Consider the following 13,294-nt stretch of genomic DNA (forward strand, 5'->3'; position numbering starts at 1 on the left):
CTGAATAAACCGGAGAAGATATCATTCTTAAAAGCATTTTGATAGTAGCCAAAAACAATAAATCGTTTTTTATTACTTCCGATTTAAAAGTAGCCATTGTATGAATCAATTTTGATTATATAGAGATCACTTGTAAAGGGCGGTGACCCCTAGAAAAAGTGTGTTTATATTAAACCACATTAAAAGTAGTTCAATAACCTATAATAACCTTCATGTGCATTCTAATGACCTATTGAAACCAATTAACTATACAGTTCTTAGTTTTCTACTACCAAGTATCATAAATTATAATAAATATAGGCCTTTATTTACTATTAGTATGGGCTTTTCGCTTTACATTTATACATACTTTTTAGCTTTTAAGTCTTTAAGTTTAATGCTATATCCTTATAATTTATTTACAAATCACTAATATTTTCTTATCATTAATATATTGTAGACTAATTTGTTAATTTCATAGCAACAATAACCATTAATGACTAACAAATTATTAACAAGACATTAACAATAGTTAGTTTTAAACCCTTATTTATCAACGTCATGTTAATAAGTGATACTTTACATGTTAATGATATATTTCATGTGAATGTCAATCGATAGAGGTATTTAGGTTTATATCGTCGAAAAACACTTAACATGTTAATCTCACTTTCTATGTTAATTCCATTTTACTGTCGCCATTATATTTCAAGGAGGTATAACAATGATTGAACAAGGTAACCAAAATACAACTGAACATACTGAGCCAAATAATACAAACTCTAGCCATGAAGATGCTTTTGAAAAAGCATGGCGAATAACAGAGTTTTCAAAACTAGTAGGCCGACATCATAACACTGTATACAATTGGTTCAATATCCTAGAGGAAAAGGGGTTACACGGAACATTAAGAACCAATAATACAAATGAAAAGCTATATAACACACTGGATTTAGACATAGCTTTATTTATCAAGCTAAAGAGGGATGAAAAGTGGTCGCTAGATGCAATTATTGAGCTTTTACCACATCAATTTGAACTAAGACCAGTTTCTCCAGAAAATCAAACCAGTGAAGTCTCAACCCAATTAAACATGCAGGAAGCTGCAGCGACTATTGAAAAAATAGTAGAGCAAAAGATTCAAATGCATTTACAAAACATTGAATTAGAGTATCAAGGAAAGTTTGAAGATGCTATACGTGCAGTGCTACCTGAACCAGAAGACCCTGAAATGTTAATAGAGCGCCAAAGACAAGAAAGACTAGATAATATGATAATTCAACATAGAGCACGTACAGAGTTAAGAAAACAAGCTGAAAGAGAGTGGAGTGCACAACCAGAAGAAACTCGTATTAAAAAAGTTGGTTGGTTTAAAAAAGAGGAAGATCTTGCGAGAAAACAACTTTTCATAGAAAACTATATTGATGAGAACATGATTGAATATATGAAAAGTGTAATGAAAACAGAAAAATAAGCCTGGAAAATTCCAGGCTTATTTTTTATTTTGTTCCAAACATCTTATCTGGATCCATAAATGCTGCTAATTCTTCATCATTTTGCGCTTGTGGTTCTTCATCTTTAACTAGTTCTAATTCAAAGTAATCACCAAAGTTAATATTGAAATCATCATCCGAGTCTTGCGCTTCAATAGTATTAATTTGAGACTTTGTATATTGAATTTGACTTTGTTTTTCTTTAAATTCATTATATTCTTCAACTAATCCTTTAGATAATCGTGATGGTAGTGCATCTGTTTTATAGAAAGTATACACGCTACCCATAAAGTCATTTTTACTAACTAAATAACCATTAAAAACAGTTCCATTGATTGGGAGTTTATTTGTTACTTCTACTTTAGCATCATCCATAAATGAATCATCAATGTTCTTTTGTTCATCTAAAATTGCTAACATGCCAAAATGATGCACCTTTGATGCCTCTAAATCTCCATTTTCATTTGTCTTCATCAGGTCAATTGGATGGTGGAATGAGCTTCCTTTCAATGATTCTGAGAACATATCTACAATTTCTTTACTATTTTCAATTTGATTCATATTACGTGAAACCTTATTAATTACTAAACATCCTGATTTTTCTAGCAAAATTCGTTTAAAGTCTTGGGAATCTAGAATTACTGATGTTCCTGAACCGTTTGCAGCTGTATTTAACTCATGAATAATATCTCCAATGCGTTGGTTTGCATAGTCTCGTGAGTTTCCAATGCCTTTTTTCTCATTTTCGTTTAATCCCTTAAACTCATCATAGAAGTGTTGGTTATCTGCAAATACAACAAATGCAACGCCTTTCGCTGGATCATTAGCTAACTTCCAAATTTCTTGTGAAAATTTATTCACCTGTCTTAGTACATCAGGCCCATCCGCTCTAACTGGAAGTGTAACTACAATACCCATTTTAATGAAATCTTTACGCTCAATAGCATTATTGAAAGCAATCCTTGCATACTTTTGTTGATTTTTTATTAATTCTTCTCTAGGAATTTTCATTGCCATACTTTTAAGTTCTTCAGCAATTACAGGTTTATTATGAAAAGCAGAGAATTCTTCAATTGCTTGAATAATTGTAGATGTACCTGTACCACCGCCTAAACCTGCAAAAAATAGTACTAATTCATCAGTTGGTCTAACACGTTCCGTTATAAATTCTTTTAGTTTATCTTTAGCTTCTTCATTAGATTCTAACACCTTTACAGCACGCTCAGGATTCTTACCTAAACCACCTAATTTTAGTGAAACTTGGTTACTTTTCGGCACATTTTTCAGTTCAGCTAAATCCCCATCATTACTATTCAATGCTAGGCAATTATAAACTGCTGTACCGTCTGTATGCTTACACTCAGCAAACTTATCTACCATTCTAGTTCCAGCTTGACCAAAACCAACCATAGTCATTTTCACTGCTACTTCGTTTTTTAGAAAGTTTTTTGCCATTATTTTATCTCTCCCTTATTCTCATTACTTTTTTTACGTTTCCCTAATTCAACTAATACTTGTTGTCCCCTAATAGTTGAAATTAAAAACTTATACGGATGCATAATTTTTTCTGTTATTAATGACATTGAAGCTAAAGTAGCAACACTACCTTCCGCTGATCTTCTTGAAATGTTAGTTCTTTCAAGTTCTAATGAATAGGATTTACCCTTAGGTTTCTTTACTCTCCTATCAATAACAACACTTTCTACTATCTCATTTATTGAAATACCTCTCATATATTTTGTCTCTTGGTATTGTTTGTTTACTTGAGATCCTATGTAATGAAATACATTGTAGAGTATTTCGTCTCCTTCAATAATGTCTGCAAACATTTCCACAACTTCTTCAGTGAATTTGTTTTGTTTATATTTTTCACTTAATACCTCGTTCAAGTTGTCCCCCCCTTAAAACGTTGGTTAATTATTCCTAAAAATATATTACATCATTGTAAGACGTATATCAAGTCATTATATATAAGCCTTATATTAAGTTGTTATATACAAGACTTATATAAGACTTGTACGTTTTAAAATTGAATTAATCTCTTATATATCAACATTTAACATATAAGACGTATATGTAAGTCGTTCATATACGTAGTAAACAGAACATGTTAATATCAGATTTCATATAACTAACAATAACTATCGGATACTAAATAAGAATACAGTATTTATGTAGAATTTTATCTAGATTTATATTTTCAATATATGATACTCCTAAAATATAATGCTATTATCATGCTTACTACACTTATACAACCTATATATGCGAACTATATATAAGACTTATATATAAACACCTATAAATAAAGGGTTTATATACTTTTATATTAATTTCATGTCAATATAATATTATCACAAATCATTACACGTCTTATTTATAAGACTTATATATAAGGCGTATAAATAAGTCTATAAAAAAAGAGTAATACTTAATAAGTATTACTCTTTTAACTATAAAGTTTTATATAAAACACTTAATTTATTGAAAATAACTTCATGATCCCGCTTTTTATTTACCAACTCATTTCTCTCTCTGTTGTCAACAGAAAGGAAAGGGGATGTTAATGTCATGTTATATTTAGTTATTTCTTTTATTAATTCCGTAGTTATTTCTGAGATTTGCAGGAATAATACATAAAATTGTGATTCATTTTCATTCAATTGGCTCTCTTTGTAGTTAAGTTCTGTAAACTTCTCAGTATAACTTGTCAATTTCATATCAATATAATCGCTATAACTAACATGTAAAGTCATGATGTTGTTAAACTCAGCCAAACTAATTAATTTCTTTGTTAAACATAGATTTACTAAATAAATCTTGTATACAGCTTTAAATGAAATAACATATTTAGTTCTCTTTTTTATTAATTGGATGTATTCACCGTATTTATTGATTAAATATCTTAATTGATTAGATTTTATCCTCAAAATTCTACTAACTTGTGAGGTATTATACGTTTTATAAGGATCTAGAGCTGCAAACTTTATTGGAATTATCTCAGATTCGTTATTTAATGTGTTGATTACTTTGGTATAAAGAAAGTCCGTTTCAAATTCACTTTGTATAATCTTTTTTATTAACCCATATTCTGTGTTCCAATTCCGCATTTTTTCACCCCTTAAATCAGATTGTAACATGCAAAATATGAAATATACACAATTTTCATTTACTTTATTATGTTTATTAACTTATTTCTTTTATGATGTGATTTTTCCTTCTGACAAACAGCTACCTCTACAGAACTAAATAAAATTCAGTTCAATACTTAATTTCATCTATGCAAAAGTATATTCACTGTACATTTTATCTATTTTTGATACTCTACAACATATACGACGAAATACACATGACGAACCCTTATTTCATCATTAGAGTTCGTCATATGTCCTCTTATTTATGTCGAAGTATATATGACGAACTCTAATAACAAATTTCTACTTGATACCATTGAATTTTATTACTCACACCTGACGATACAATATGTGTTTTTAAATCAAGAGTCCATAGGGGATAATGGATTACTTTTTTGCAAATTTCAGTTAAAATATACTTTAATCATTTTTATGTTCTGAACTGCTTAATTTATCCAACATTAATTGCTTTTATTTCATGACAATTGCACTCGATTTCATGCAAGTTTCCGTATATTATTTCCATATCAAGGGAGTGTTTAAAATTGAAAAAATCATTTGATCATGCCGTTAAATATATCGTCGGGGAAAATGATCGTGGAGTTTATTTTAATCGTTCTGACATTTTTACAGTTTTATTTTTATATGAACAGCGAACAGTATCTCAAATTCAATTACGCAAATTTTATGAATTGATAAGTGGGGAGCCTATAAGTCGAACTACATTTTCATCAAAGTTAACTAAGTGGGCAAAAATGAAATTAATAAAAAAAGAAAATATAAGTGTGAGAAAAAAGCGAGGCTTTACATTGGATTTCGTTTCTATCTCTTCAAAAGGAGCTGAAATATTATATCGATTAAAATTAATTTCTGATTGTAGTACCTCATTTGTTACCAAAAGACAATATGAACACAATATAGCTATTACGCAATTTGTATTAAATTTACTTGAAGCAGAATCCCAAAATGAACATACCGGTGCAATTGTAGGCGGTAATGGTGATTATCTTTTTCCGCTAAACTCAATTGTGAAGCAAAACTTACATTTGCTCAACCTGATGTATTCCGATTCAAATGATGTTTACTTTTTATACGAAGATGAAGAGTTTCGCGAAATGTTTCAGCCAGAACTTCAACCCGTTTCCTTCCAACCAAATCTACCTCAACTCGTTTATTCATTTCGTCCATCTAAAGAGTTTTATCCAGACTCAATGGGAAACCCATTAATAATTCCGGATTGGGTTATTACTTGTAACGATTCTATTATCAATATTGAAGTTGATACAGGATCGGAAAACATTCCGTTTTTAGAAAATAAATTAAAAAAATATCTCGATATTGCTGCTGCTAACCCATCTAAGCAGTATTACGTGTTATTTTCTGTTATCGATGACTCCTACCACACCATTTCTACTTACAAAAAACGGACTACACGTGTAACAAATTTGAAAAAAGCCTTTAGCAATATACCACGTTTATGTGTAGTGGATAACCTAAATGTTTACGTATGTAATATGGGTAGTTCGGCACTTGTAGTAAATAATATTCTTCAAGAAATTCGCGAAATTAATAGTTTAAACAGAAGTCATCTGCTCAAAAAAGTCACTGAACGTTTAAACATAAATTCTTCTTTCCCTTATTCGGTAGAGTGGATATCTAATAAAAATGAAATTCAAGCGCATGGGATTCATCATTCTAAACTACTTGAGCTAACAGATGACATTTTGGTATTACGAAAAAAAGCACCTGCTGATGAAAAAAAATCTACAGATTACTTAGAAATAGTTTGTATATTAACAATACTTAAGGTAGGGGAGGTTAACACACACTTTAAATTACAACAATTATCAGGATTGTTGGCCGTGCAGAATCAACACCGAACACTAAACCCAATTAAGATATTGGGGATATATGAAACGGATGAATTAGAGCATGGGCAGCGGGCCATTTTCACTGACTTATATCATAATTCCATAGCACCAGAGAATATTTTATTGGCTACTTCTGCTGAATTGCTTAATTTCACCGCTGCTTTTTATTCGTTAAAGGAGAGGGTGAAACAAGAATTTGGAGAATGCAGTTCAAAAGAATACTGAACTCAATACAACACCAGGTAATGGGGAGGATCCAAAAGCAGGAAAGAGCAAACAAAAATCCTATACAGTCACAATCGACATTACAAAAAGTTGGAAATATCGATTAGCAGCTCGCTCATCATACTACGTTATTACATTACTACTGCTACTAGCTTGGTATTTTGCTTTCAGAGGGATATATAAGTACGCTTCTTTCTGGTCATTTCAAATGGGAGCTCCATTACCTACCTTAAGTATCTTTGGTAATCCGTTCGATACTCATTATTACATTGAAACATTTTTTAGCTTTTGGATATTAATTTATACTTGGCAGCTTTCAACTAAGGTTAAGACATATCAGGAGATAAAACGTAGATGGTTTATTTTCTCAATGATGTTAATCGGAATTGTTGCCCAGTACTTATGGGCGTTTAGTGTTCCATTAGCTAAGATATTCATACCATTCTTAAATTCAAAAGCTGGAGAAGTTTCACTAAATGACCAAGGATTAGAGGATACTATACTTTTAAATTTTAGTAATATCATGCACCTTGTATTTGCTATACCTGTAATTATTATTATTCTCGTGCTCTTATGGCTCTTTAAGATTTTTTATGAACATAAAAAAGAGCTATTAGATGAATTCGGAAAATGGGAATACGTGTTTAAAATACCTGGTTGGATGCTTTCCTTTTTGAATGATAATCGCCAACGAAAACTTGCTACTTCATTACACAGATTTTTCACTGAAAAAAATCCGTCAAAATTGCCAGAACCTGATATCTTTCTCGGTCCTAACAGCGCTACACGGGAAATGGCAGTAATACAGGGCAAGTCTTTAACACTAAATATAATGATCATCGGTAACATTGGTACAGGTAAATCCGCTGCACTAGGTTTACCAATTGCTAATCAAATTCTTGATTATATGGCTTCAATGATTAATAACTTTAAAATCTTATATGCAAGAAAAGATTATCATTCAGAGGATGTAAAAGGAACGCAGGTAAATGGTCTTACAGTTATTGAGCCATCTAATGACTTCTGCGAAAAAGTATATAAATTGGTATTAGCACACAAGATTCCCGAAAGTGTTATTTTCTATTTAGATCCAACGAATCCTGATACCCCTTCTATAAATTTTGTACGTGGGCCAGTTGATAAAGTTGCTGAGATGTTATGTTCAGTATTAACCGGGCTCTCTGATAATGGAGCAGGAAATCCGTTCTTCGTTCAATCTGAGCGTTCTCATCTTAAACAACATATTTATTTGTTAAAACTCCACGATTCAAACTTTGAAGCTAGATTTGAACATTTAATCGATATGTATAATGATGCTAACCTCGTTTTTGAGATGCATCTCAAATTAAAAGAACGACTTCCAAATGATATTGAATCTATCCCTGATAGAGATGAACGAAATCATTGGCGCATAATGAAACAGGTTGATGAATGGTTTGGCTTAAATTATGTGCCTGAAATTTCAGGTGGTCGTGGGGGAGGGGAAGTTGTTTATCATACTGAAGGGAAATACTATGGGCAACCAAAGATTATTGATAAACAAGAAACCTTCGTTCGTGGTTTACGAAACACATTAAATGATATTTCTGCTCAACCTCTGCTCCGACGTGTATTATGTGGTCCATCGGATTTTGACTTTAAAAAACATTTGGAATTTGGAGGTATCCTTTTAATCAATACAGCAAAAGGTGAACTTTCTGACCTATCTGATGTATTCGGTAAATTATGTTTATACGCTGTGCAAAATGCTGTTTTCCGTCGTAAACCTAACGTATCTCCATACCATCCAGTTTTGGTCGATGAATTTGCTGATTACATTTATAAAGCATTTAAAAGTTTTCCTGCTCAATCACGTAAATATAAAGCACCTTTAATTGTTATTGCACAAACAATTAGCCAACTAGCAATTGAACATGGTCCGAGATTTATGGATATTCTATTAGGTACATTTCGTAACAAACTTGTATATGGCGATGTAACTAATGAAGACGCTAAATTGTTTAGCAAGCTTATGGGTACAAAAACTATTTATGAGGCGCGTGAAGGTGATCAAGAAATTGATATGGTCACAGCTGAAACGAAAACACAAAGTACACGTAGAACTTCATACTCTTATTCGAAAACAGAGGTACCAATTCTTTCTGAAAATGACATATTGATTCAAAAAGCATTTCAGTGCGCTGCTAAAATTGTAAAAGATAATGCCCCTCAAGGAGGAATACAAGTAAACGCAAACTTTGTTCCTTCTATTGAGTTTAAAGCAGCTAAAATTCAAGTTGATGCAGAGGCAGCTGCTTATTGGTTGAAAATTCGAGAAGAGTCATTGAACGCAGAAATTAAATATGATGACTATGTAACAGATACAGATGTTGATAGTGAAAAAAATGTAATTGAAGAATTAAGCAAACCTGCAACTGCTCCTACTGCTATCGAAGGTTGGTTAAAGACTTTAAATCCTGATACTTACGATTATTATAGTAACGAGGATGAAACTAACAATGAAGTGGAGTTAACAAATAGTCAGCCTGTGCAAGATAACTCAAAAAAATCTGCTCCAAGACTTGAAAAAGAGGAAACTATAGCATCAATTCCTGGTAACAATACATTAGATCATGTAACAATTAATGAAGTGGTGAATACTCAAAAAGAGGATGTAACAGTATTAAGAACACATAGAGAGCCTATTGATTTCAACGACAAAGCACCAGTTATTACTGAAACTCCAATAGAAGTGCCAAAGACAAAACATACACCACAGTATAGAGAGCCAGCTTATACATCTACTGTCACTCATAATCAGCAAGAACAGGAAATTCAGCGAACTGCAGAAATCAATGGTAAAAATACAACATCTAACTTAACAATGCAATGGTTACAACAACAAATGGCTGCTACTGTTTCTCAAGATGATGAAAATACAATACCTTCAGATGAAATGGAAGAGGGCTCTCGACTTCACAATCGGAAAGTGGCAGAAGTAACTCCAGAAAGTGCAGCAATTAAAGATAAACTCAGTCAATATATCGAAGGTGACATTGATCAGGATTGAAATGCTATGTACTATGAAAATATGATACTGAATATTTCTATGGATAAGAAGGTGTGGGTTACAAACTCATACCTTCTTATTATTACATATGTATATTTCCTAAAGGAGATTAGTTCTTTATGATAAACTTTAAATGAGTTTGTGAAGAAACGAAGAAATATATTAAACATTAAAATTTGGAGGGAAGACATTGGAAATAGACAAATTAAATTTATCCCTAGATAGTAAAAATTTTATACTTAATCATCAAATTAAAGAAAATGAATTCGAATGTCTCAATGTAGATTTTTATACTTATTCTAATGGTTTTCTTTTAGATGTAGTAGAATGGACAAAACAAAATGATTTTTCTTTATCTATATTAGATAAGGAATATACAGAAAAGTTTTTAGCAAGTTTAGAGAAGTTTAAATCATACCTCGTTATTGGGAGCAATATGGATTCAGGTAATTTAATTACTATCTACCAGCCAACAGGAGAAATATATGAGTTAGAACATGAAATTACGGAAAGAGTAGAAAGAAATTTTGTCAATTCTTCTATAGAGAAGATGTATTGCTGCTTCAATTATTTTAAAAATTATTGGGTTCAACTAATAGAGCAAGAACACTACAAAGATTGTGACCTAATAAACACTTTTCATGAATTAAAGAACAAATTAGTGGAGTTTGATAATAACATATTAATAAATGATGATAACTACAATAGACAATTTTGGAATTCTTTATATCAAGGCAATTTAAACTTCCTTTTAGAAAAGTCAAACTGAAAATAGATTATTTCAAATTGAGATACTTACATGAAATAAACTTTATTGCAAAGCAAAAAACGACTTTTAAAAAAACAAAACCAGATTACGGAATAACTCCTTACTAAATAAAATTTTAAAAAAGAAAAATTAAAACTCAGTAAGGAGTCATTTCTTAATCTCGCATTGCCCCAGCTTCTCGGGAAGTCATTGCTCCTTGTCCTTCTCTTACATCATTTTGAATTTCTTGTTTCACTTTTTGCGCATCAGTTTCTGCAAAATTTGGTTTCATAATAGAACCAGACTTCTCTATAGCTTTTTTATGATGTTGCATACAAACCCTCCTCAATTTAACGTTTAACAATCTTATTTTGTACAAAAGTACACTCGGTATACCCCGAGTAGTTGAACCAATTTCACGTATAGTAAATAGAAATTATTCCAAAGTCGAGTGCAGTTATGGTGCAATACATATGGAAAATGAACAAACTAAAAAGAAGCAGGTACCTCTGTAAAGGTATCTGCTTCTTTTCACATAGATTCTATAATCATTTGTCTTTCATACCACTTGTTAAGTTTTTCATTAACACTTTTTGAAATGCGTTTCATTTTTTTATTACAAAATCTTGATAGCGTAGCAGGGGATAGATCTATTTCATCTGCTATCTCACGCATTGTTTTATTTTGATGCATATGTTGATACATAATTTTTTCTCGAATCATATCCTCTGATCCTTTAGTAGTTTGTTTTACTGTATCTGCAATATAATGGTCCTCCTGCTTATCTTGCATATCTATTGTTTTTTTCTTCACCATACTATCTATATTATTCATCAGTTCTTTTGGAGGTAAGATAATGATTCCCAACTTTTCATAGTAATTCTTAAACCAATTACGTTCTCCTATCTTTGTTTCATCCAATTCTTCTGCATATGCCCAATGTGAAATGACATTTTCTTTTTCTAAGTCAATTAAAACATTTTCCAGTTGTTCTCGGATTCGAGTTGGGCGACCCTTCGTTGTTTTAATACCTATTACAGATAGTAGACCTTTTTCTCCACCAATGGAGTATGGCCTTTTTAAAGTACTGTATTGTTGACGAATTCGCCACTGCCAGGATAAATAACGTATTAAACGTTTATGAAACTTGTGTCTATAGCTATTATACTCTAATGCTTTTTTCGACAATAAAGCAGTTGTACTATTAGATCCATACAAATAACCTGATAAGAAACTACCTGGCTTAATCTTACAGGATTCTATTCCCATGTATTCATTAGTATTCTTATCTCTCCATAACACTACAGAATCAAGTACGAACAGCCTTTTGATTACTTCACGTTTCATTTCGAATTGTTTCCCAGTTTCTGCTTGATCGTTCAATACTACAACTTCATTATCATCATTCAAATAAATAAAGATACTAGCTAAAGCTGCAATACGTTGTGCTATTTTTATCTTATCTTCTGCGCGATAATACTCTACACCATTTGCGGATGCTTTTGGCATATTGCACAATTCCAATACGTTTTCATAACTAAAATCTATGAATTCATCTGGTGATTTAGCTTGATTTAACCACTGGATTGTAATGGTATCCAAACAATCTGCTGTAAGGTCATCCATATTACTAATTACTCCATCGACCAATATGGACCATCTCTCTGCTTCGTTTGTGTTAACTAGTCTCAAATCCTCATCCTTATGTGAGGATAGTTGTGCAACTCCACTTGAATTTTTCGTTTCTAATGGCAATACCGGTTTTGCTACTGCTTCATCTTCCTCAAAATGATTTTTTGCTATTCCATCACGTAATTGATAGTACATTGCGTCATTAGTTACAGGATAGTAATCATCCGATATATCTTCTATATGTTCTTTTACCTGACTATCTTCAAAAATTGAAATTTGAGTTGGCTCAACTGCTTCAACTTTTCCTCCGAATTCTTGTTCAATGATCTTATCTAGTACATTTTGAATCTCAATTTTATATTTATCCAGATTGGCATAAATGTTCAATACCGATACTCCTTGCTCTTGTTTCTGACCTAACCAAGAAACAAGCGTTGAAAAGGAAGGGGACATATTAGCAGATGTTACTAATTTATCGTGATTCTCTTGTACTTCTTTATAATATTTATTCCATTTGCCCCATAACTGCTTATTTTCTTCATAAATTGGAGCAGCAAGTAGGAGGGCATCACTGAACAATACTAATACTTTTTCCATATTTAAATACCTCCTAACAATGTTAATTACAAACATAATTTGCATCTTAAAAATGTGAAACGTCATAGCTATATGATGGCTACATAGCCTTGAAGTTAAAATATTATCAGAATAGTCCTTACAAGTGTCAGCTTTCTTATACAATCTAATTATGGACTCATTTAATTTCTTCTGTGCTTGTCTTTATTATATAAAACTGTTTCTATTTGTAAAATTACTACTTTACAATACAGTTTCAATTTTTAAAAGTAAATTAACTATTTACACTGATTTTCTTCCTACAGCTTAGATAACTTACTACATTAGGTTACACCCTTTATAACCAGCTGCTTCTTACTTGAAATCATACAGCCTTATCATGGCTATAACTCTTTACTTGAAATTACATAGCCTTATCATGGCTATAACTCCTTACTTGAAATCATACAGCCTTATTGTGGCTATAACTCCTTACTTGAAATCATGCAGCCTTATCATGGCTATAACTCCTTACTTGAAATCATACAGCCTTATCATGGCTATAACTCCTTACTTGAAATCATACAGCCTTATTGTGGCTATAACTC

Annotated in this window: 9 protein-coding genes; 4 read left to right on the plus strand and 5 right to left on the minus strand. The window is 31.6% G+C overall.

What is annotated here, in order from left to right:
- Positions 1 to 703: 703 nt before the first annotated feature.
- Complete coding sequence (locus CQZ94_RS24850; RefSeq protein ID WP_105587577.1) at positions 704 to 1,453, plus strand: MerR family transcriptional regulator; 750 nt, start codon at positions 704 to 706, stop codon at positions 1,451 to 1,453.
- Between the two features lie 25 nt (positions 1,454 to 1,478).
- On the opposite strand, the gene CQZ94_RS24855 is transcribed toward CQZ94_RS24850, so the two are convergent.
- From CQZ94_RS24855 to CQZ94_RS24865, 3 genes are all read right to left on the minus strand, one after another.
- Complete coding sequence (locus CQZ94_RS24855; protein WP_105587578.1) at positions 1,479 to 2,927, minus strand: FtsZ/tubulin family protein; 1,449 nt, start codon at positions 2,925 to 2,927, stop codon at positions 1,479 to 1,481.
- Positions 2,927 to 3,361, minus strand: a complete 435-nt coding sequence (locus CQZ94_RS24860) for a hypothetical protein (RefSeq protein WP_001006721.1) — start codon at positions 3,359 to 3,361, stop codon at positions 2,927 to 2,929. The genes CQZ94_RS24855 and CQZ94_RS24860 overlap by 1 nt, the downstream gene beginning before the upstream one ends.
- A 564-nt stretch (positions 3,362 to 3,925) precedes the next feature.
- On the minus strand, positions 3,926 to 4,612 hold the full coding sequence (locus tag CQZ94_RS24865; RefSeq protein ID WP_105587580.1) for a hypothetical protein: 687 nt from the start codon (positions 4,610 to 4,612) through the stop codon (positions 3,926 to 3,928).
- A 539-nt stretch (positions 4,613 to 5,151) separates the two neighbouring features.
- Here CQZ94_RS24865 and CQZ94_RS24870 point away from each other — a divergent pair.
- The 3 genes from CQZ94_RS24870 to CQZ94_RS24880 all read left to right on the plus strand — a co-directional run bounded on the left by CQZ94_RS24870 (position 5,152) and on the right by CQZ94_RS24880 (position 10,520).
- Positions 5,152 to 6,702 (plus strand): replication-relaxation family protein, encoded by a 1,551-nt coding sequence (locus tag CQZ94_RS24870; RefSeq protein WP_105587581.1) that lies wholly within the window; start codon positions 5,152 to 5,154, stop codon positions 6,700 to 6,702.
- On the plus strand, positions 6,674 to 9,751 hold the full coding sequence (locus CQZ94_RS24875; RefSeq protein WP_105587582.1) for a type IV secretory system conjugative DNA transfer family protein: 3,078 nt from the start codon (positions 6,674 to 6,676) through the stop codon (positions 9,749 to 9,751). The genes CQZ94_RS24870 and CQZ94_RS24875 overlap by 29 nt, the downstream gene beginning before the upstream one ends.
- 190 nt (positions 9,752 to 9,941) lie before the next feature.
- Positions 9,942 to 10,520, plus strand: coding sequence for an SUKH-4 family immunity protein (locus CQZ94_RS24880; RefSeq protein ID WP_105587583.1), 579 nt, complete (start codon positions 9,942 to 9,944; stop codon positions 10,518 to 10,520).
- A 154-nt stretch (positions 10,521 to 10,674) separates the two neighbouring features.
- On the opposite strand, the gene CQZ94_RS31355 is transcribed toward CQZ94_RS24880, so the two are convergent.
- Together CQZ94_RS31355 and CQZ94_RS24885 are read right to left on the minus strand one after the other, a co-directional pair.
- Complete coding sequence (locus tag CQZ94_RS31355) at positions 10,675 to 10,833, minus strand: hypothetical protein (protein WP_181149548.1); 159 nt, start codon at positions 10,831 to 10,833, stop codon at positions 10,675 to 10,677.
- A 197-nt stretch (positions 10,834 to 11,030) separates the two neighbouring features.
- Entirely contained in the window at positions 11,031 to 12,728 is a 1,698-nt protein-coding gene (locus tag CQZ94_RS24885) for a hypothetical protein (RefSeq protein WP_105587584.1), read from the minus strand.
- Positions 12,729 to 13,294: the final 566 nt, after the last annotated feature.

Source organism: Bacillus sp. MYb209 (genome assembly GCF_002975175.1).
GTDB lineage: Bacteria > Bacillota > Bacilli > Bacillales > Bacillaceae_G > Bacillus_A.

Coding starts and splice junctions, on each gene's coding strand:
- CQZ94_RS24850 (WP_105587577.1), top strand. CDS start 704: ATGATTGAACAAGGTAACCAAAATACAACTGAACATACTGAGCCAAAT.
- CQZ94_RS24855 (WP_105587578.1), bottom strand. CDS start 2,927: ATGGCAAAAAACTTTCTAAAAAACGAAGTAGCAGTGAAAATGACTATG.
- CQZ94_RS24865 (WP_105587580.1), bottom strand. CDS start 4,612: ATGTTACAATCTGATTTAAGGGGTGAAAAAATGCGGAATTGGAACACA.
- CQZ94_RS31355 (WP_181149548.1), bottom strand. CDS start 10,833: ATGCAACATCATAAAAAAGCTATAGAGAAGTCTGGTTCTATTATGAAA.
- CQZ94_RS24885 (WP_105587584.1), bottom strand. CDS start 12,728: ATGGAAAAAGTATTAGTATTGTTCAGTGATGCCCTCCTACTTGCTGCT.